General features: G+C 68.8%; 17 protein-coding genes. 10 read left to right on the plus strand and 7 right to left on the minus strand.

The genetic code is table 11. The features are described 5' to 3' along the window. Positions 1-12 precede the first annotated feature (12 nt). Together JOD67_RS02125 and JOD67_RS02130 are read right to left on the minus strand one after the other, a co-directional pair. Positions 13-2,130 carry an Hsp70 family protein gene (locus JOD67_RS02125; RefSeq protein ID WP_205114396.1) on the minus strand — a complete coding sequence of 706 codons (2,118 nt, stop codon included), beginning with the start codon at positions 2,128-2,130 and terminating at the stop codon, positions 13-15. Continuing rightward, on the minus strand, positions 2,130-2,645 hold the full coding sequence (locus tag JOD67_RS02130) for a hypothetical protein (RefSeq protein WP_205114398.1): 516 nt from the start codon (positions 2,643-2,645) through the stop codon (positions 2,130-2,132). Before JOD67_RS02130 ends, JOD67_RS02125 begins: the two co-directional genes overlap by 1 nt. Before the next feature lie 148 nt (positions 2,646-2,793). Here JOD67_RS02130 and JOD67_RS02135 point away from each other — a divergent pair, with 148 nt between their 5' ends. The 3 genes from JOD67_RS02135 to JOD67_RS02145 all read left to right on the plus strand — a co-directional run bounded on the left by JOD67_RS02135 (position 2,794) and on the right by JOD67_RS02145 (position 6,801). Next, positions 2,794-3,336, plus strand: coding sequence for a GNAT family N-acetyltransferase (locus JOD67_RS02135; protein WP_205114400.1), 543 nt, complete (start codon positions 2,794-2,796; stop codon positions 3,334-3,336). Between the two features lie 46 nt (positions 3,337-3,382). Further along, positions 3,383-6,334, plus strand: coding sequence for a helix-turn-helix transcriptional regulator (locus tag JOD67_RS41640; RefSeq protein ID WP_205114402.1), 2,952 nt, complete (start codon positions 3,383-3,385; stop codon positions 6,332-6,334). Positions 6,335-6,426: 92 nt separating this feature from the next. Beyond that, entirely contained in the window at positions 6,427-6,801 is a 375-nt protein-coding gene (locus JOD67_RS02145; RefSeq protein WP_205114404.1) for a hypothetical protein, read from the plus strand. Between the two features lie 10 nt (positions 6,802-6,811). Here JOD67_RS02145 and JOD67_RS02150 read toward each other — a convergent pair whose 3' ends face one another. Continuing rightward, a complete protein-coding gene (locus JOD67_RS02150; protein WP_205114406.1) occupies positions 6,812-7,693 on the minus strand; it encodes an SDR family NAD(P)-dependent oxidoreductase in 882 nt (293 codons plus the stop codon). Between the two features lie 64 nt (positions 7,694-7,757). On the opposite strand from JOD67_RS02150, the gene JOD67_RS02155 reads away from it, so the two are divergent. Then, the gene (locus JOD67_RS02155; RefSeq protein WP_205114408.1) at positions 7,758-8,423 is read left to right on the plus strand and encodes a TetR/AcrR family transcriptional regulator; all 666 of its coding nucleotides are present in this window, start codon (positions 7,758-7,760) and stop codon (positions 8,421-8,423) included. 62 nt (positions 8,424-8,485) lie between these two features. Continuing rightward, positions 8,486-9,298 carry a phosphotransferase gene (locus JOD67_RS02160; protein ID WP_239553693.1) on the plus strand — a complete coding sequence of 271 codons (813 nt, stop codon included), beginning with the start codon at positions 8,486-8,488 and terminating at the stop codon, positions 9,296-9,298. Here JOD67_RS02160 and JOD67_RS02165 read toward each other — a convergent pair. Next, the gene (locus tag JOD67_RS02165; RefSeq protein ID WP_205114410.1) at positions 9,295-10,578 is read right to left on the minus strand and encodes a DUF1479 domain-containing protein; all 1,284 of its coding nucleotides are present in this window, start codon (positions 10,576-10,578) and stop codon (positions 9,295-9,297) included. The two genes, JOD67_RS02160 and JOD67_RS02165, sit on opposite strands and share 4 nt — an antisense overlap. Before the next feature lie 88 nt (positions 10,579-10,666). Here JOD67_RS02165 and JOD67_RS02170 point away from each other — a divergent pair, with 88 nt between their 5' ends. Next, complete coding sequence (locus JOD67_RS02170) at positions 10,667-11,788, plus strand: ROK family transcriptional regulator (protein WP_205114412.1); 1,122 nt, start codon at positions 10,667-10,669, stop codon at positions 11,786-11,788. Here JOD67_RS02170 and sigJ read toward each other — a convergent pair. Further along, positions 11,730-12,614 carry an RNA polymerase sigma factor SigJ gene (gene sigJ / locus JOD67_RS02175; protein WP_205114414.1) on the minus strand — a complete coding sequence of 295 codons (885 nt, stop codon included), beginning with the start codon at positions 12,612-12,614 and terminating at the stop codon, positions 11,730-11,732. The genes JOD67_RS02170 and sigJ overlap by 59 nt on opposite strands. Before the next feature lie 75 nt (positions 12,615-12,689). On the opposite strand from sigJ, the gene JOD67_RS02180 reads away from it, so the two are divergent. Continuing rightward, positions 12,690-13,133, plus strand: a complete 444-nt coding sequence (locus tag JOD67_RS02180) for a nuclear transport factor 2 family protein (protein ID WP_205114415.1) — start codon at positions 12,690-12,692, stop codon at positions 13,131-13,133. Here JOD67_RS02180 and JOD67_RS02185 read toward each other — a convergent pair. Then, a complete protein-coding gene (locus JOD67_RS02185) occupies positions 13,115-15,274 on the minus strand; it encodes a penicillin acylase family protein (RefSeq protein WP_205114417.1) in 2,160 nt (719 codons plus the stop codon). The genes JOD67_RS02180 and JOD67_RS02185 overlap by 19 nt on opposite strands. A gap of 192 nt (positions 15,275-15,466) precedes the next feature. On the opposite strand from JOD67_RS02185, the gene JOD67_RS02190 reads away from it, so the two are divergent. The 3 genes from JOD67_RS02190 to JOD67_RS02200 all read left to right on the plus strand — a co-directional run bounded on the left by JOD67_RS02190 (position 15,467) and on the right by JOD67_RS02200 (position 18,207). Then, positions 15,467-16,552: a hypothetical protein gene (locus JOD67_RS02190; RefSeq protein ID WP_205114419.1), complete on the plus strand. Its 1,086-nt coding sequence runs from the start codon at positions 15,467-15,469 to the stop codon at positions 16,550-16,552. Between the two features lie 20 nt (positions 16,553-16,572). Continuing rightward, entirely contained in the window at positions 16,573-17,295 is a 723-nt protein-coding gene (locus JOD67_RS02195; RefSeq protein ID WP_205114421.1) for a hypothetical protein, read from the plus strand. An 81-nt stretch (positions 17,296-17,376) separates the two neighbouring features. Next, on the plus strand, positions 17,377-18,207 hold the full coding sequence (locus JOD67_RS02200) for a DUF817 domain-containing protein (RefSeq protein WP_307782243.1): 831 nt from the start codon (positions 17,377-17,379) through the stop codon (positions 18,205-18,207). Here the strand turns inward: JOD67_RS02200 and JOD67_RS02205 are convergent. Next, complete coding sequence (locus JOD67_RS02205; protein ID WP_205114424.1) at positions 18,185-19,219, minus strand: magnesium and cobalt transport protein CorA; 1,035 nt, start codon at positions 19,217-19,219, stop codon at positions 18,185-18,187. The genes JOD67_RS02200 and JOD67_RS02205 overlap by 23 nt on opposite strands. Positions 19,220-19,300 lie beyond the last annotated feature (81 nt).

A 19,300-nucleotide genomic window follows, 5' to 3' on the forward strand; every position in this document is an offset into this window, starting at 1 on the left:
TCTCTGTTCCGGTCAACGACCGAGGCGGCGTCGCAGCAGTCCAGCCAGGTCGGGTTCTGAGCTCATGATCAGGTGCACCTCCGCCGCCGATGGCGGATCCGTGGCGCCAGGTCTCTGCGTGGTTTGGACGATCGCGCGGCGCGGGAACGAGGCGACCGGGTCCTTCCAGTAGACCCGGAACTTGGACCTGACAGCGGTCACGACGTCCGGAGTGAGCACCAGCAATCTCTTGGAGGCAACGAGGACAAGAGCGAACTGAGCGATCGGGCCGACTGACAGGAAGATCTCTCCGAAGAGATCCGCAGAAGTGCCGCCGACCTTTCCGTTCACGACTCGCACCAGCACGGTGCCGTGTGAGGCCAAGTAGGTTCTTGCCTCGCTGAGCTTGCGCCGGAATCGCCTGTCGTCCTCGAAGGCGTCCAGCTGTTCGAGCCAGGACAGCACCGCCTCCTGCTGCGGCGTCGAGTGGAAGGGCCGCGGGAATCCCACTGGGGGGTCGTTCGCTTCAACGGACGCCGGCTGTGCAGGTGCTTCGCGTTCCCTCGATGCGATCCAGACCGAGCCCTCGTCCACGTCAGTGTTCAGCCAGTCCGGCCATTCCTCGGAGTTGCCGGCGGTCCACGTCGGGTCGGCAAGTGCGGTACGACGGCCGTCCTGGGCGAGCTTGTCCCAAGCCACCGTGACGTTAGCCGCCCAGAAGAGCCCACCGGTCTCCCACTCGACGAAAGACTTTCGCCAGGTGGCGACGTTCAAGGCTTGACTCCAGGCGAGCGAGTCGGCGAAGAAGATTCGGACGGGCAGCAGGGCGGTGTCCTCGGCCTCGGGTACGACGAACAACTCACCGTTCGCGCCGCTGCCTAGCTCGGCGAGTCTCGCCGGGCGTTCGACGATCTCCTCGAGGAGCCCGGGTACGCCGAGCACGGCCGTGAGCACGGCGCGATCATCGAGCAGGTGAGGGCCGTTGGGCAGGCTCTCGACCGCCGCGAGCAAGGAAGGCTGTGCGGTCAGGAGCCGGGCGGCGCCAGCGGAGATGCCGGGAGGCAACGCCCTGACCAGTCCGGCCGTCGCGGCTTCGTGGGCGCCCAGTGCGACGACGAGTTTCGGATCGCCGAGCGTCGCGGGACGTCCCCCTAGGAGCTCGGCCAACGAGGCATGAACGGCGCGCAGGTGTGAGGACCCGCCCGTGAGGTACAGAGCCTCCAAATCGTTCGCAGCGACTCCGGCGTCGCGCAGGACACGTTCGGTCAGGTGATGCGCCTTGCTCACCTCGTCCTCGATCAGCCGGTCGAACTCCTCGGCAGTGATCGAGAGTGAGCAGGAGTGTGGTCCGACCGCGATGGGGATCGCCGCGTCCGACCACTCGCTGAGGGCCTCTTTGGCCAGCCGTACCTCGTCCTGCACCGTGCGCAGGGCAGCGAGATCCGCGTCCAGGGCCTCGGCGACCTCGCTGTTGCCCAGTCGTTCCAAAGTCTCGCGGACCCAACGCAGCAGGATCAGATCGATGGCCGCACCACCGACATCACCGCGTCCACCGTGCGCGAGTACGGCCCAGGGCTGGTCGTTCGACTCGGCACGGCGAAGTACGGCGACGTCGCACGTTCCGCCGCCGTAGTCGAGCACGCCGATCGTCGCCCCGTCGGCCAGGTTGGTCTCGGTTGCCAGCCAACTGGCGGCGGCTATCGGTTCGGAGACCAGGCGAACGTCGTCGACCGCGACTCCGGTGGCCGCCCAGGCTGCCAGCAACGCTTCGCGTCGAGGCGTCGCCCAGTCCTGCGGATGCGTGAGCACGACCCGTTGCGGCACGTCGCTGCCGGCATAGCGGGCGGCCGTCCGTACGACATGGCCGAGCACTCTCGCGACCAGCGTGGTCACCGGGATCTCGTTGTCCCCGAGCATCATCGCGTCTTGCCCGACCGCCAACTTGGGGGACTCGACGAAGCACTCCGGTCGCAGCCGGCGCGACCGGATGGCCTCGACGCCGACCAGCAGGCCGGTGGGACCCGCCAGAACGGCGGACGGGATCGTGTCCGCGGCGCTCGACAGCCGAACCGGGCGCGGCGGCTGCCCATCCAGGGCGTAAGCCGCGGCCGTGTTCGTGGTGCCGAAGTCGATCGACAGTGTCCAGCCCATCAACGCCCCCCGGCTGTCGGGGCCGCGGCCGGGTTTACAGCCGCGGCTGCGGCGAACCGACCGACGACGTCGATCATCGTGCACACCTGCTGACCGGTGAGCACGAACTCACCCGGCGCCGCGACGTCCCCCTGGCCATCGTCAAGCGACTCGATGATCCGAAGGTCCACAACCAGTACTCGGATCGCCGCTGGCAAATCGAGCAGCGCCGTCGCATCCCATGGGCTTTGCGCATAAAGGGCGGAGGCGATCTGGAGCACCAGCCCGCGTCGGCCGTCGAACCACGCCGGTTGCGACCGCAAGGTCACTACCGGGAACTCCTCCACCGTGATCCCCCAACGATGCGCCGCCTGGGTGACCACCTCGGCCAGCTCGCCGGCGACACGGCGCAACTCGCCCGCGACAGCCTGGTCCGAATGCACGAACAACCGGCCATCCCTGAGCGGCACCAAGTCGATCTCGGCACACTCATCGGCAAGCTGCTCGATCAGGTCGCTGGGTCTGATCGGCGTCATCGCGCGGCTCCTCGAAGTCGTCTCACCCCTTCGAGTCGGTCCACACCGCGGATGTTCCCGGCCGATCGTCCGCAGCGCGGTGACGTTCCGGCGCTGCTTCAGGAGTCAGTTCGACGCGTCAGTCGGTCCGTGTGCTTGCTGGTCCACCATGGGAGCCGTGAACTCCGTGATCCTCGAGGCAACAGCGGCGCGGGGCGGTTCCGCGCTCGTGCTTCGCCCGTGGGGGCCGGATGACCTTGCGGCGCTGGTCGGGCTGCCCCGGGACCCTGCTCTGGTTCGCTGGACCAGTTCCTGGCCGGACAGTCCCGCCGCCTGGATGCGATGGCTCGACGTGCAGCAGCAGGCTTGGGCGGCTGGACACCGGTTCGCCTTCGCCGTGCTCGAGAGCTCCCTACAGGTGGTGGGCAACGTCGTCGTCAAGGACCTCGCGGCCGACACCCCGGCCGCCGCGGTCGGATACTGGACGCTCCCCCACGCACGAGGACGCGGTATCGCCTCCCGCGCTCTGGAGACACTCACCAGCTGGGCGTTCGACACGTTCAGGTTGGAACGGCTGGAACTCCTGCACCAGGTCGACAACGTCGCCTCCTGCCGGGTCGCCGAGAAGACCGGCTACACGTTCGACAAGACCCTCCCTGCCATGCCACCCGCCTACCCCCTCGACGGCCATCTGCACGTTCGCTGCGAATAGCGCGGATCGCCCGACGGGTTAGGCAACTTCGGCGCAGACTGCTGGTGTGGCTGCGCGGCAGACGGAGTTCGCCGGGCGCGAGGCGGAACGCAGGGTTCTCGCGGCGGTGATCAATGCCGCTGAGGCGGGGCGGCCGGGCGGGGTGTTTGTGCGCGGCGAGGCCGGTGTCGGCAAGACCTGCCTGGTACGGGTGGTTTGCGACAAAGCGACGTCGAACGGCGCGGAGATTCTGTGGGCGCGGTGCATGCGGTTCGGCGCGGCGGACGCCCCTTACGTCGCATTGATCGGCGGCCTCGAGGGTTGGCTGGAAGCGGCCGAGCCTTCCGAACGCGCGGACGTCCTCGCCGCTGTTCCGGCCACCTCCGAGCTCCTGCCATCGTTGGGCGGGCACCCCGAGCGGAGCATGGTTCGGCTGATGCCGGTGGTCGATGGGTTGATCCAGGCGATCGCCTCACTCCGGCCTGTGGTGCTCGTTGTCGATGACGTGCAGTGGGCGGACTCGGCCACGCGCGATGCTCTCACCTACCTGGTCGCGGGGTTCCGCAGTCAGCGCCTCGCGATCTTGGCGACCTACCGCGACGAGGAACTCGCGCCCGGAGATCCGCTGCACGTCTGGCTGGCCGACCTCGTGCGTCTACCCTCTGTCTCCACGCTCCGGCTGGATCGGATGAGTCCGAACGAGACCGAGGGGCAGGTGACGCTTCTGCTCGGCGGTCGATCTGAGCCGCACCTGCTTGCCGAGGTCACGCGGCTCGCCGACGGCAACCCGTATCTCAGCGAGCTGCTCGTCCATGGCCTGACGGCGGCCGACGAAGAGCTTCCCACCGATCTGCCGGACGAGTTGACCGACGCGCTACTGGCCGCGTGGCATCGGTTGTCGGTGCCGTCACGGGAGGTGATGCGGCTGCTGGCGATCGGCGGGCGTCCCGCGACAGCAGACGTCCTGGTCGAGGTCGCCGCGACACGAGGCATCGCGTTCGACGTCGTGACCGCGGCGTTGGTCGAGTCGACACAGAACGGGATCTGCGTGGCTTCCGACGCCGAGACGTGCTGGTTCCGGCATCCGCTGCTGGCGGAGGTGCTGGAGGCATCCTTCGTGCCCGGCGAGGCAGTCCCGGTCCACGCGGCTTGGGCCGCGACTTTGGAGCACCGGATGGGCACGGGGGTTGAGGAATTGCGTCGCGTCGGCGATCTTGCGCGCCACTACGAGGGCGCCCACGACCCGGCCGCGAGTCTGGAGGTGTCGCTGCGAGCCGTCGACCTGGCCAAGGGACTCAAGGCGCTGTCTGAGGAGGCCGTCCACCTCCGTCGCGCCCTCCGCCTGTGGCCGGCCGAGGAGACTGACGGCGAGCTGGACCTGCTCGACCGGCTCGCCACCGTGAATTGGCTGGCCGATGATGGCGACGAGGCCCTGGCGGCGATGACCCGATCGCTCGAGCTGGTCGACGAACACAGGGATCCGCTACGCGCGAGTTGGATCCTGAGATGTGTGGCGGAATCTGAGTACACCACCGGACGTCGTGCCGAAGGCGAAGACGTCGAGGCAGTCCGGCGTGCCCTCGAGCTCGCCACGCCATACCCTGACAGCCCCCAATATGCGCAAGCCCTCGCCGACCTCAGCGGGACCTACTTCTGGGTCGATGAGATGGAAGCCGCGCGACAGTACGCCGATGAAGCCATCGAAGCCGCCCATCGGGCCGGGTCACATCGGGCCTTGATGCGCGGGTACACCGTTGCGGCCTACGCGTACCAGTTCGAAGATCGTGCCGGCCACGACTCCGTCGAAGCTATGCGTCATGCCCGGCTCTTTGGCGATCCGAGAGGTGTGTGGGGCGCTGGGTGGGCCCGAAAGGTATGGCTCAACTGGCACGGTCGACTCTCGGAGGCGATTCCCGACGACGTGGCGGCGCTGAGCGAAGCGCTCGACGCAGGTGCGACGAACGTCGCCGCCCTCTACTTTGGCGATCTCGCCCGGATACGGCTCGTCATCGGCCAGCATGCCGAAGCCGAGCAGGAGATCCGGCAGGGACTGGCCCTGGCGCGAGTTCCGTATTCCGCGGCAAACGTCCGTCTGGCCGCGGCTCTGCTCGCGACCCGGCAGGGCGACCTCGCCGCGGCTCGGCTGCATCGGCGCAGGGCGTACGAGCTGATCCCGGACCTCGAGACCCGCCCGTCGCAGATGGCACCGCCCACGCTGGCAGAGATCCTGATCGCCGAAGGTCGCCCGGCCGATGCGCTTGACCTGCTCGCGCGGACGATGGAGGTCCAGATCGTTGACCCGCGCATTGCCGACGAAATGCTGGTACTCAGCGCACGTTCGGCTGCCGACCTGGCCGAGCATGCGCGGGACCTACGCGACCTTCACCGTGTGTCGCATGCTCGGCAGCTCCTGGACAGCGTCGACGAACTGCGACGGAAGCTGCTGCCTCCTCCGTTCGCTACCCTCACGGCCGAGAATCTGATCCAACCAGCGTTCAAAACGCTGTACGTCGCCGAGACAGCAAGGTGCTGGGCACAACCGAACACGTCGGAGCTGTGGGAGGAAGCCACTCACCGCTGCGCCTCCGCCGGACTGCGATGGGACGAGGCGATCGCCCGCTACCGCTGGGCACAGGCCTTGCTCCACGAACGAGCCGGGAAGGCCGCCGTTGCCGTGCCCCTCCGAACGGCCTACAAACTCACAGACGAACTGGGCGCCGGCCCACACAGGCACCTGGTCGAGGAACTCGCCGCGCTCGCCCGGATCTCCCTCTCCGAGCCTGACGTCGCAGCGATCGATCTCCCGGCAGCATTCCGTTCCCTTACTCACCGCGAACGGGAGGTTCTTTCCCACCTGGTCGTCAATCGGACCTATGCCGAGATCGCCCGTGCGCTGTTCATCAGCGAGAAGACCGTCAGCGTGCACGTCTCGAACCTGCTCCGCAAGACCGGAGCCACGTCCAGCCGCGAACTCGCCGCCGTCGCACAGCGGATCAAGATCCCTATCGAGCCCGCGTAACACCCTCAGATCTGAGGGGCAGATCCCGATTCGTCGCCTTCCCCTTAGCTCGCACCCTCCTGGTGTAGGCCCACTCACATCAGGAGAAGGTCATGAATCGTGTTACCAGCATCAACATCGCGAGCGGCCTCGCTGTCTTCGGCGTGACCACCATCGCCCTCGCCGCGCCAGCGGCCGCGAGGCCGTACGATCCGGAGTCGCGATTCACCCATTCCACCAAGTGCATCGGCGACGAGCCCCTCAACGCCCATCTACAGGAGTATCTGCCGCTCTGCCCGCCCGACGACCTCGCTGCCGAGACACCGCCCGGATGGGATCCGGTCCACGTTGCCGCAGGTGCCGGTGGCGGAATCGTCATCACCTGCCTCGCCTTCACCGGGGCGCTGACCATCCGCCGCAACAGACGGCACCAGCTGCTCGTACCGAGCGCGTCGGACTCCAATGGCATGGACGTCCTGGAGCGGTAGGAGCTGAGCCCTAGCGGCGGTAGTTCTCCGCCAGGGAGTCGACTTGTTGCCAGTCGGAGTGCGACGCGTCGGGGAAGTCGACGGAGCGGGCTACCGAATCCCAGGCGGCGTCTTCGGTGGCGCGGCGGGTGGCCACGACGGCGGCTATGTCGGCTGCGTCGGTGCCGATCAGCAACCGCAGGGGTGGGTTGTCTGCTGTGGTCAGGTGCACGATCGCGCGGGCGGCGAGCTGAGGGTCGATTGGCTCTCGGCCGTTGACTCGGCGGAGGTGGGCGGCGAGTTGGCCGACTGTCGCCTCGTACTCCGCCGGCAGCGGGTCGATCCGCATCGAGGAGCCGGCCCAGTCCGTACGCATCGCGCCCGGCTCGACGATGGTCAGCTTCACGCCGAACGGCGCCACCTCGGCGGCCAGGGCTTCGGAGAAGCCCTCCACGGCCCACTTCGCTGCCTGGTAAGCCGAAACTCCCGGCGCACCGGCGCGGCCGCCGATGGAGGAGATCTGCAGGACGTGGCCCGAGCGCTGGGCTCGCATGGTCGGCAGCACGGCGCGGGTTACCGACACTGTGCCGAAGAAGTTCGCCTCGAGCTGCGCCCGGAAGTCGGCCGGGTCCATGGTCTCGACCGGCGCGATGTTGGCGTAGCCCGCGTTATTGACCACCACGTCCACGCGCCCGTGCCACGACAGCGTTGTGGCGATCGCCGCCGAGACTGCCGCCGGGTCGGTGACGTCCAATGCCAACGTGCGCAGGGAGTTCGGGTACAGAACGGCGAGCGAGTCCAGCTGCGCCGGCGTGCGGGCCGTCGCCACGACGTCGTGGCCGGCCTCGAGAGCTGCGGCTGTGAGGGCGCGGCCGAGGCCGCGGGATGCTCCAGTGACAAACCAGATAGACATGCCAACCAAGTTAACGCAACAGAGTTGCGCAACACAAGGCAACGGCGTTGCGTAAAGTGTGACCATGCAGACACCGGCCTTCCAGCGCGCGCGGAGCGTCGAGCACAAGCAACAACGCCGCGACGAGATGCTTGCTGCCGCGCGCGACCTCGCGGCGGCGCACGGTGTACGCGCGGTCACGATGACCGACATCGCGAACGAGGTCGGCGTCCACAAGTCCGGCGTCCTCCGCTACTTCGAGACCCGCGAGGCCGTCTTCCTCGAGCTCCTCACCGAGGGCTGGACGGAGTGGATGGACGCCTGCGTCCCCGCGATTTACCAGGCCAACGGCAACCCGGCCAAGGTGGCAAAGGCGATCGCGGGCACGCTCGCCAAGCGCCCGCTGTTCTGCGACCTCCTCGCCCACGCCCCGATGAACCTCGAGCGTGGCGTCTCCGTCGAGGCCGTACGCGAGTTCAAGGCGTCCGCGTTCCGCCAGATCGACCGGTTCGAACGCGCCGTCACCACGGCACTTCCGAAACTCACCAAGGCCGACGCAAGAGCACTGATCTCGGCGGCGAACGCGTTCGCCTCAACCCTGTGGCAGATCAGCCACCCCACGGCCGCCGTGGCCGAGCTCTACCGCACCGATCCGCACCTGGCCCACGCCGTCGTCGACTTCGCACCGAGCCTGCGCCGCCAGACCGAGACCACGATCCTCGGCCTGCTCACCCGCCGGCAGAACGGTTGACTCCCTGCCCGTTGGCTGCGATCCTCTTCCAGTGCGGGCAGGGTAAACCGACGGCGCCGATGATGCGCTGGGTCGCCGAGGATTTCGGCGACGTGCTATCTGTGCAAGCTCTCCATGACGATGCCGCTCCATGGCTCGTCCGGACGAGCAAAGGGAACGCCGTCCTCCGATCCGTGACCGACCGCATCGGCGTGTCGATGGTCGCCACCGGCGCCGCCGCACTGCTGGCGGCGGAGGAGTACGGGTTGCCGGCCCCGAGGCTGTTGGCCAGCGAGCTGAACGAGCTCCACGTGACGCTCGAGACCATCGCCGAAGGCTCGACGCGATGGCCACAGAACGCGTCGCCTGCCTTGCTCCGCGACGCGGGCGCCGCGCTGGCCCGCATCCATGCGCATACGAGAGCGCCGCAGCAGCAGCTTCCGTACAGACCTCGACCCATCGCCGTCGACGACTTCGCCCGAGACCGGCGACAAGGTCTGATGCCGACAACGCCCTTACTACAAAAGGCAGACGAGATCATCCAAGGCATCGCCGCGCCCTCAGGAGAGACCGTCTTCCTGCACGGCGACGTCTGGCCCGGCAACGTCATGATCGACGGCGAACGCTGCGTCGCGCTGATCGACTGGAAGACCGCCGGCGTCGGCCAACCCGGCGTCGACGTCAGCGAGCTTCGCAAGCAGGTCGCGCTCACGTACGGACCGGACGCGCCAGCGCACGTTCAAGCGGGCTGGGAAAGCGAGGCCGGTCGCCCGGCGGAGGACGTCGCCTACTGGGACGCGACCGCCGCACTGAACACCCGCACCCAGCTGGACGAACCTGAGCTGACGATCCGGCGCGACGCGTTCCTCAGCCGAGCGCTCAGCAAGCTGACCTAGTCGAGCCCGAGCCCGCGACGCCCGGTGGAGTTGAGCCGAGCGGGCTGGAAGCGGTTCGCCCAGGAACGTTCGTAGTGCTCCGCGGGGAAGTCCGAAGGGCTCGACCCGCTCTCGAACGCCGACCGCACCAGCGGCGCGTACCGCTCGTTCCGCGGGCACCAGGGCGCGGCCGGGATGTACATCACGTTGCCCCAGCCCTGCTGGTCCGTCACCGGCGCGACGCTGTGGATCATGTCGCAGTGCCACCACACCGAATCCCCAGCCCGCACGGAAGGAATGCCGGACAGGGCCTCGAGCAAAGGTCCGTGCCACCGAGACGAAGCCGGGAAGACCTGGTTCACCGTCACGCCGCACATGTCGTCGTCCGGCACGTCGGGCAGCAGCGGCCGCAGCAGCAGGTACGCCATCGCGCCCGCGATCGGGACGGTGTGCAGCACGCCCTGGTCGTGGTCCATGTCCGACAGCGCCGTCCAGCCCTGGAATGTACGGAACACCGAGCACATCGTGCTGCCCGGGTACTGCGGCCCGCTCGTGCGATGCGCCGCGTCCCACGGGTCGTACTCCTCGACCGTCCCGTCGAACAGATGCCGGAACGCCTGCTGGTATGCCGAGGTCATCCACAGATCGAGCGTGCCCGGGTCGAGATGCGTCCCCAGTCCCTGAGAGTTCGTGCCCGGAGGCCGGCGGCGGATCCGGTCCGGGTACAGCGAGTCGCGGTCCGGATCGAACCACCGCTGCCCGTCGGAAGACGAGGACTTCCATAGCCCGTTGAGGAAAGACTGCACCCGAGCCATCCGGTCGCTCTGCCGCGCCTCCATCTGCGCCGACGACCAGTAGAGCGGATAGATCTCCGGCTTCGACCCGACCGAGCCGAAGAAGTCGTCGCCCGGGCCGCGGTAGTTCTCGAAGAACTGGTTGCTCTCGACGTACTCGACGATGTCCTGGTCCCACCTCAGCGCCTGCGAGCTCTCGAAGTGCCCGCGCACTACGAGGCAGCCGCGACGCCGCAGCAACGCCAGCGTCGAGGCCGGGACGGTGCCCGCCTCGAGGTCCGCGTACTCCAGCACCGGCCAGATCGCCTCGCCGCGCGAACGAGCCGCGACGATCTCGTCGACCTCGGCCTGGATGCCGCGCTCGACGACCGCGAACACCTCCTCGACACTGCGGCCGGACGCGGCGATCCGCGCCCGCAGCGCGGCCTTGACTTCGCGGATCGCGCCGGGCAGATCGTCGGGCGTCTGCTCCCAGTGCGGGAGGGCGGTCGGCAGTACGGACGTCATCGCGATCACCACTTCTAGTTAGGCTCCCTTACTAGGAAGGTAGGCGCGCCTCCGTTCCTAGTCAAGAGCCCTGTCTAGAATCGATCTCGTGGATCATGCGAAGCCGTCGCTGGAGCTGGTGAGCTCGCTCACCGACGAGCACGTCCTGCGCGCGCTGATGGAGCACCGGCGCCTGACCAGGGCCGAGCTCGCCGCGCGGATCGGCATCTCCAAGCCGACGGCAGGCGAGAGCGTCCGGCGGCTGGCCGAGCGCGGGCTGGTGGTCGACACCGGCGAACGGACGCAGGGCGGGCGCGGCCGCGGCAGGGTCGGCTCGTACTACGCGCTGACCGAGAACGCCGGCACCGCGTTGACCGTCAGCATCGCGCCCGAAGGGGTGGTCGCGGAGTGCGTGGACGCGTACGGCGACACCCGCGCGCGGGCAACCCGAGCACTCGACAGGCCCGCAAGGCCGGAGGACATCGCCGCGGCCGTGCGGGCTGCCGTGGAGGAGGTCGCCACCGAACCCCGCCTGGCCGTCGTCAGCGCCGCCGACCCGGTGGACCGCGCCACCGGACGGCTGATCCAGCTGCCCGACGCCCCGTTCCTGCTCGGCGAGCTCGACCCCGCCGACGTCCTCGCGCCATACGTCGACGGCCCGGTCGTCGTGGACAACGACGTCAACTGGGCGGCGCGCGCGGAGGAGGCCGGCGACGACTTCGCCTACCTGTTCCTCGGCGAGGGACTCGGCTGCGCGATCGTCCACGACGGCGAGGTACGCCGGGGTGGCAACGGCCTGGCCGGCGAGCTCGCGCACGTCATCACCGTGGGCGAGGACGGGAGCGCGACCCCGTTCATCGAGGTGTTCGGCCAGCTCGGTCTCCGCCGGCCGGGCTCCACGGCCATCGACCCCGCCCGCCTGATCGGGATGACGGTGTGGCACCGAGCGATCGGCGAGGCCGTCAGCGGCGTCCTCGCCGCGATCGTCGCCCTCGCCGACCCGGCGAAGGTCGTCGTCGGAGGCGACTGGGGCCCGGCGCTCCTGCCCGCGATCGGCAAGGCGTTCGACGCCCACCGGCGCCGCGTCCCGCTCCAAGCGGCGAGCGTCACCGACGAGCCCGCCCTGAACGGCGCGCGCGGAGACGCCCTCAACCGCCTCCGCGCGGACATCGTCAGCCCAGGTCGGACAGGTCGATCCGAGCGAGCCGCTCCGGGTCGCCCATCACGTTGAGCTCCACGATCCGACCGGCGGAGACGGTGAGCCCGATGATCGCGACCACCCGTTCCTCCTGGGTCACGACAACCCCGGCGGCCCCGTTCACCAACGCCGGTTGAAGTTCCGTACCCGGTCGGTGGAACAGCAGCGCCTGACCCGCGACGTTCTCCGCGCCCTGGACGACCATCGTCGCCTCCGGTCGCGCCGTACCGCCGTCGGCCCGCAGCACCGCGTCCGGGTGCAGCGCCGCGACGAGGCCCTCGAAGTCACCGCGATGCGCCGCGTCGAAGAACGCGGTCACAACCTCGCGCTGGCGGGCGATATCGGGCTCGGGAACGTGGACGTCCCCGCCCCGTACGCGCCGCCGCGCCCGGCTGGCGAGCTGCCGCGCCGTCGCCGGCGTCCGCCCCACCATCGGCGCGATCTCGTCGAACGGCAGGTCGAACAGGTCATGCAGAACGAACGCCAACCTCTCCGCCGGCGTCAGCGTCTCCAGCACCACCTGCAACGCGAGTCCGACCGAGTCGGCGAGTAGCGTCTCCTCCTCCGGCGTCGTCCCCTCGTCGCGGCTGACCACCGGGTCGGGCAGGTGCACGCCCATCAGGCTCTCGCGCCGCGCCTTGCGGGACCTCAGCATGTTCAGGCACACCCGGCCGACGATCGTCGTGAGCCAGGCGCCGAGAGAGTCGACGCCGTCCGCTCCGGCGCGGCTCGCGCGGATCCAGGTCTCCTGCACGGCGTCGTCGGCCTCGGCGAACGAGCCGAGCATCCGGTACGCGACCGCGCGCAGGCGCTGGCGGTTCTCCTCGAACCCCTCGGTCAGCAGGTCGGGCTCGGTCATCGGTCACATCCCTCCGTCGTGGCGTGTCGTACGGATGACACCTCAACTCCGTCCGATGTGACGAGGAGACAGTTCATGCAAGCCTTTCAAGACCTTGCCGACCGCGTCGAGATCGAAGCGCTCCGCAGCGAGTTCACCGACGCCGGGATGATGGGCGACTACGACCGGATGGCCTCGCTGTTCACGACCGACGCCGTGTGGCGGGTGCCCGCGGTCGACGCCGCGTTCACCGGGCGCGACGAGATCCGCGCCGGGATCGAGCAGCTCAAGGAGAACGTCTGGACGTACCTCCTGCAAGCCCCGCATCCCGGCGTGATCGAGCTCGACGGCGATACCGCGACCGGTCGGTCGTACGTCCTGACGTTCGGCGAGCTACGCGAAGCCGGCTCGCACCTGAACTACTCCGTCTACTACGACCGCTACCAGCGCACCGACGAAGGCTGGAAGTTCCGCGAACGGGTCGACGAGGTCAAGTACCTCGACACCACCCCGCTGGGCGGTCACCAGCCCGGCCGGTAGCTCCGTTCGACATGTCCCCTGAGGTCGTCGGGGTAGAAGTACACGCGCCGGAGGTTGCCGCTGGCGTGGCGTTCGACCTGGTCCTTGAAGTGCGGCGAGTCGGGATGCCCGCTCTCGCCGCCTTCGCGGACGGCCCAGGCGCGCAGTCTTCGGCCGAACTCGACGACCGCGACGAACGTGTTGCCGCTGGTGCCGTAGAAGCGCTTCGTTCCCGGTTTCCGCGACGCTCCGAACGAGGCGATCGAGCCCCAGGACGCGGACGTGAACGGCACCGGGCTGCTCGGCTTCGCGTCGTCGAAGACCTGGTCGATCGCGCCGTCGTTGCGCTGGAAGCGGTTGATCTCGCCCCACGGCACCTGCCAGCTGCCGAAGTCGTCGGTCAGCCGCTGCACGGCCGCGTCGAGAGAGGCGAGCCGTTCGGCATCGGTGGAATGCGGCCCCGCGCCCCAGAAGATCGCGAGCGACGTCTCCGTCGAGGACGCGCTCCAGCGGAAGTCCCAGCCGCGGAGCAGGCCGATCGGCCCGGCAAGCCGCAGCTTCTGCGGGTCTCCGTCGGGCAGCCGGTCCCACGCGGCGGCGAGCTCCGGCACCATCCGGGCGAAGGCGGGCAGGAACGAGTCGAACGCCGTGTCGCGCAACGCCTTTGGGGTGAAGTCGTCCCGCGCGGACAGCACCTGCACGACGTGCGGCCCCCGCTCGTTCTCACCGGCGCGGTCGAAGTAGCGCGGATAGTCGGCGGCGTCCGGGCTGTCCGGGCCGGCGCAGGTCCACGGCCAGTTGTTGGAGTTGAACGCCCAGCCGCTGTCCGGGTTCACGGCCTGCGGCATGCTCGCGAGGCTGTGCAGCCCGTGCCAGTCGGTCGCCGGATCGCTGCCGTCGACGGGCTGCAGATAGTCGAAGCGGTTGTCGCGGATCGGCATGAACTGCGGCATCAGGAACGCGATGTTGCCGCTGGAGTCCGCGTACAACGTGTTGTTGGAGCTGTTCGCCTTGAGCCCTGCCACCTTGAGGTACGAGCGGTAGTCCTTCGCCTTGGTCCGCAGGAAGCTCTGCTGCAGGGCTTCGATCGGCTTGTTCATCAGGGCGAACGCGATCCACCTGCCGTCCAGCTCGCGCACGATCGGGCCGTGGTGCGTGGCGTACGTGGTGAAGCTGCGCTTGGCCTGCCCGCCGTCGGCCGTCCGGTACGACAGGGTGATCGTCTTCGTCGACACCGGCCGCCGCCCGTCGCCGTACCGGTAGAACAGCTTGCCGTTCGACCCGATGACGATCGTCTCCGCGAACTCGTCCACGTTGTCGACGCCAGCGGAGGTGTGCATCCAGCCCGCGTTCTCGTTGAAGCCCTGGTAGATGAAGAACTGTCCCCAGGTCGCCGCGCCGTAGACGTCGAGTCCCTCGTCGCTGGTCATGTGCAGCTCGGAGCGGAAGAAGAAGCTGGTGTGCGGGTTGATCAGCAACAGCGCCTTGCCGTCCCGCGTGTAGTGCGGCGCGATCGCGATACCGTTGGAGCCCCTCGGCTCTTCGTCCGGCTCGTCGGCAGCGGCCGCCACAGCCGGGGCGGCGTCGTCGTAGAACGCCCTGAGCTGGGTGAGCGACACCCGTTCGATGTCTCCGCCGATGCTGCCTTCGGTGAAGCTGAGCGCCATCCACGGTTCGAACCGGGTGAGGACGCGCGGACGTACGTCACGATGCGTCGCGAGGAAGTAGTTCAGCCCGTCCGCCCAAGCCTGCATCAGCTTGCGCAGCCAGGCCGGGCTGCGCCGATAGAGGTTCCGCCTCAGCACCTCGGGATCGACGTACAACCGCTGCCGCAGGTCCCGCCAGAGCTCGGCCTCACCCTCGGCCTCGGCGAGGCGGCCGAGACTGATCAGGTAGTTCCGCTCGATCCGGTTGAAGTCGTCCTCGGCCTGGGCGTAGATCATCCCGAAGACCGCGTCGGCGTCGGCCCGGCCGACCACGTGCGCGATTCCCCAGTCGTCGCGGGTGATCCGTACGCGCTTGGCCTGCGCACGCCAGCGGGTCAGGTCGGGCGAGGTGTGGGCGACGGCTGTGCCCGTTGGAAGACCAGCCGTGACGACGGCGGCAGCCGCCACGCCGACGACGCGACGCCGACTCAGACCTTCGTGCTGCGGGTGGCTCATGAGGTGGTTCGCCTTCCTCGGGACGTCAGGGGAGTCATGCGAGGTGCGCGATCGACGTACTCCTGGCTGCCTACCACCCGGCTCCGCGAGTGACAAGGCGGTTTCGCCGCGCTGGGAGGGAGTTTCGGGCACGCTGTGCTCAGGCGTCCCGGCGAGCTGAGCCGGACGGACCGCTCGAGGGTGGGTGGGCACATGAGTGCTGAACCGGTCAGATCGCGACGAAAGCTGCTGGCAGGCGGGGCGGCGGTGGTCGGCTCGGCGACGGGTGCAGTACTGCTCGGCGCCACCCCGGCGCAGGCGGCGAACGGCGACCCGGTACTCGCGGGCCGGGCGAACGCGGCGTCCAACACCACGGCACTCGCCAACTCCGCGCCGGTGCCATCGCTGCAGGTCAGCAGCACCCACGCCACGTCCGGCGCCGCGCACGGGCTGGTCATAGCGGCGCGGAACGGGTACGGCCTGGCCGCGACCTCGGCCGGCAACCACGCCGTCTCCGGCGCCACCTCCGCGCCCGCCAAGTCCGGCGTGATCGCCACCCACAACGGCGCGGTCGGGACCGGCGCCGCGTTGATCGCGAACGGACGCAAGAACACCGGCGCGTACGTCTACAACACCGACGCCACCAAGCCCGCGCTGCTCGTCCGCTCGTCCCGGCCCGGCGAGCTGGGCCCGTTCACCGAGGCCGTCCGCGTCGACGCCGAGAACGGCCTCGCCACCGCGTTGAACGCGAACGGCAAGGTCACCATCCGCGCCCGCGGTGCGGGGACTGCGCTGTCGATCGACGTGCGTGACCGTACGGTCGGCGCCGAGATCAACGCATTCACGCTCGACGCGGCCGAGGTCCCGACCGCGCTGCGGCTGAGCGCGACCGCGGTCGTGCAGGACCCCGAGGAGCCGACGTTCTACAACGGCTACGCGATCGACGCGACCGGGCACGCGATCTTCGAGGGCGACGTCACCTGCTGGAGCATCACGACCCGGACGACCGACCCGACGGACCCCAATCGTTTCCTCATCCTGCACTCGCTCGAAGGCACCGAACGGCGTAGCGTGGTCGACGGCGTGGCGACCGCGACACCAGCCGGAGTGGCGACCGTCGAGGTGCCGGAGTGGTTCCCGGCGCTCAACGAGAACTTCCGGTACCAGCTGACACCTCTCAGCGTCGCGGCACCGAACCTGCATGTACAGAACGAGCTCGCGAACGGCACGTTCACGATCGCCGGAGCGGGCGCGAACCAGAAGGTGAGCTGGCAGCTCACCGGCAGCCGCAAGGGCTGAGCTGGACTCGGGGGAAGACGATGCGACGAACTATCCGGACCGCGGTGGGAGTCGTGGCGGGCGTGCTGGTGCTCGCCACCGCGGCGTCGGCGTCTCCGCCTTCGACGGTGGCTTTCGTCAAGCGGGCAACGGAGTCGTACGAGCCGCGTACCACGATCGTCCCGGCCACGACCGACAGCCCGCAGACCCCCTCAGCCGACGAGCTCCAGGACCTCGGCACCCTCGCGGAGTCGAGGGGGATGTCGCTCGACGAGGCAGTCGCCAAGTGGGGCTGGCGCGGTGCGTTCGGCCAGGTCGCCAGCGATCTGAGCTACGCGTACCCCGGCTCCTATTCCGAAGCGGCATCGCAGGACGGGCTCGCCCGCATCTCGTTCAAGGGCGACGCTCCAGCGGACGTCGCGACGAGGATGGCCGCGGCCAGATTGCCCGTCCCCGTGCACATCCGGGACCGGATGGGGTGGAGCGAACCCGACATCGTCGAGGCCATGCAGCGCGTGTTCTACGCGATACCGGATGAGCTGGTCCGTGGCCTGTCGGGCGATCCGGGTGCCGACCGAGGCGAGATCCGGGTGACAGCGGGACCCGCAGACGGACTGACGATGGAAGAAGCGCGGCTTCGGCTCCGCGCGGCCGCCACCTCGCCGGGCCCGTTGCGAGACGCGATCGACCGCGTCCCGCCCCCGGTGAGCCTGGTGATCGAGGTCGTCAGTCGGGAGAACGCGCCCATCGTCGTTCTCGAGTGATCCACCTCTTCACCACCGACCGGGTGCAGACTGCGTCCTAATCTCTGGAGAGCCCGGCGAGTGGACGAAGGGAGTGGCGGCGTGGGGGGACTCCGGTTCGGTGTCGTTCAGCTCCTGCGGTTCGGGTGGATGGAGGCGTTGTCCTGCCTGTTCCCGGCCGCCCTGTTCGCCGGGCTCGCCCTCTCGCGGGTCGTGCCGCTGCCGTTGCCGCGGTACGACCTGTTGCTGATCTTCTGCGTCGTTCTCACGCTCTTCTTCTGGCTGATCGGGCTGGAAACCTGGCGCGAGGTGCTGGTGATCGCGGGCTTCCACCTGCTCGGGCTCGGCCTGGAACTGTTCAAGGTCAAGGTGGGCTCGTGGTCGTACCCGGGCGACGCGTACACGAAGTTCGCTGGCGTCCCGCTGTTCGCCGGCTTCATGTACGCGGCGGTCGGCAGCTACATCTGTCAAGCCTGGCGGCGGTTCGACCTCGGCGTGACCGGCTACCGTCCGCTCCTCACCTCGGCGTGCGCGCTGCTGATCTACGCGAACTTCTTCACCCACCACTGGCTTCCGGACTTCCGGATCCCGATCGCCCTGCTGCTGTTGTTCGTGACGCGGCGTACGTGGGTGCACTTCACAGTCGGCCCGCGGCGCTACAAGATGCCGCTCGCGGTGTCGTTCGTGCTGATCGGCTTCTTCCTCTGGCTCGCCGAGAACGGCGCGACGTTCCTGGACGCCTGGAACTACCCCGACCAGGTGAACGTGTGGCAGCTGGTGCACCCGGCGAAGTTCGGCGCTTGGTCGCTGCTCGTCTGCCTGAGCTTCGCGCTCGTCGCCACGACCAAGGCGTTGACCGACCCGCTCACGATGTCGAAGGGGCCGCTACTGCCGCGGGCGACGCACCGGGTCAGATCCACTTCTGGTGCTTGAACACCCGGTGCAGGATGACCGCGACGACCAGCATGAGCACGACCGCCAGCGGATAGCCGATCGGCCAGCTGAGCTCGGGCATGTGGGTGAAGTTCATGCCGTAGATCGTGCCGATCAGCGTGGGCGCGAACAGGATCGCGGCCCAGGCGGAGATCTTCTTGACCTCCTCGCTCTGGGCGTACGTCGCCTCGGTCTGCTGGTACGTCGCCTGGGTGAGCGCGGTGATCTCCTCGTTCTGGCGCTGTGAGACGAGCGCGGCGTTCAGCGTGAGAACGTTGGAGATCAGCTCGCGGAAGCCGGCGACCTGGTCGGCGATCCGCGTCGCGTGGTCCTGGACGTCGCGGAGCAGCCGCTGGAGCTCCAGCTCCACGCCGTACTTCTCGAAGCCGGCGACCAGCGCGTCGAGGACGTCCCGCAGCGGTTGGCAGGCGCGGGAGAACTCGATCACCTCGCGGGACAGCGAGTAGATCCGCTTCTCCGCGCCCGGTTCGCCCCCGAAGACCTGCGCCTCGATCTCGTCGAGGTCGGTCCGCAGCCCCTCGACCACGGGAAAGTAGTCGTCCACGACCTGGTCGAGGACGGCGTACAGGACGGCTTCGGGGCCGAGGGCGAGCAGCTTGGGGTTGGCCTCGAGGCGCTCGCGTACGGGGCCCAGGCCGGGTGTCTCGCTGTGCCGGATCGTGACGACGAAGTCCTTGCCGAGGAAGACGTGGATCTCACCGACCTCGACCATCTCGGTGGAGTCGACGTAGCGAGCGGGCCGCAGAACGACGAACAGCGTGTCGCCGTACCGTTCGAGCTTCGGCCGCTGGTGGGCGTGGACGGCGTCCTCGACCGCCAGCTCGTGCAGGCCGAACTCGTTCGCGACCTGCATCAGCTCCTCGGTGTCGGGCCGGTACAGCCCGATCCAGCCCAGGCCGCGGCGATCCCGGATGAGCTCGAACGTCTGGTCCAGCGAGTCGGGCTCGACGCGCTCCCCATCGGCATAGATCGCGTTCGTCACCACCGACACGCACGAACCTCCAGCTCTGGCCTCTGACGCTGCTGTCCCGGGCATTATCCTCCCCGCTCGGATCCGCACGCGGCGTGGGAG

The sequence above is a fragment of the Tenggerimyces flavus genome (assembly GCF_016907715.1).
Taxonomy (GTDB): domain Bacteria; phylum Actinomycetota; class Actinomycetes; order Propionibacteriales; family Actinopolymorphaceae; genus Tenggerimyces; species Tenggerimyces flavus.

Coding starts and splice junctions, on each gene's coding strand:
- JOD67_RS02185 (WP_205114417.1), bottom strand. CDS start 15,274: ATGAGCCACCCGCAGCACGAAGGTCTGAGTCGGCGTCGCGTCGTCGGC.
- JOD67_RS02135 (WP_205114400.1), top strand. CDS start 2,794: ATGGGAGCCGTGAACTCCGTGATCCTCGAGGCAACAGCGGCGCGGGGC.
- JOD67_RS02145 (WP_205114404.1), top strand. CDS start 6,427: ATGAATCGTGTTACCAGCATCAACATCGCGAGCGGCCTCGCTGTCTTC.
- JOD67_RS02180 (WP_205114415.1), top strand. CDS start 12,690: ATGCAAGCCTTTCAAGACCTTGCCGACCGCGTCGAGATCGAAGCGCTC.
- JOD67_RS02190 (WP_205114419.1), top strand. CDS start 15,467: ATGAGTGCTGAACCGGTCAGATCGCGACGAAAGCTGCTGGCAGGCGGG.
- JOD67_RS02195 (WP_205114421.1), top strand. CDS start 16,573: ATGCGACGAACTATCCGGACCGCGGTGGGAGTCGTGGCGGGCGTGCTG.
- sigJ (WP_205114414.1), bottom strand. CDS start 12,614: ATGACCGAGCCCGACCTGCTGACCGAGGGGTTCGAGGAGAACCGCCAG.
- JOD67_RS02160 (WP_239553693.1), top strand. CDS start 8,486: ATGCGCTGGGTCGCCGAGGATTTCGGCGACGTGCTATCTGTGCAAGCT.
- JOD67_RS02165 (WP_205114410.1), bottom strand. CDS start 10,578: ATGACGTCCGTACTGCCGACCGCCCTCCCGCACTGGGAGCAGACGCCC.
- JOD67_RS02130 (WP_205114398.1), bottom strand. CDS start 2,645: ATGACGCCGATCAGACCCAGCGACCTGATCGAGCAGCTTGCCGATGAG.
- JOD67_RS02125 (WP_205114396.1), bottom strand. CDS start 2,130: ATGGGCTGGACACTGTCGATCGACTTCGGCACCACGAACACGGCCGCG.
- JOD67_RS02155 (WP_205114408.1), top strand. CDS start 7,758: ATGCAGACACCGGCCTTCCAGCGCGCGCGGAGCGTCGAGCACAAGCAA.
- JOD67_RS02150 (WP_205114406.1), bottom strand. CDS start 7,693: ATGTCTATCTGGTTTGTCACTGGAGCATCCCGCGGCCTCGGCCGCGCC.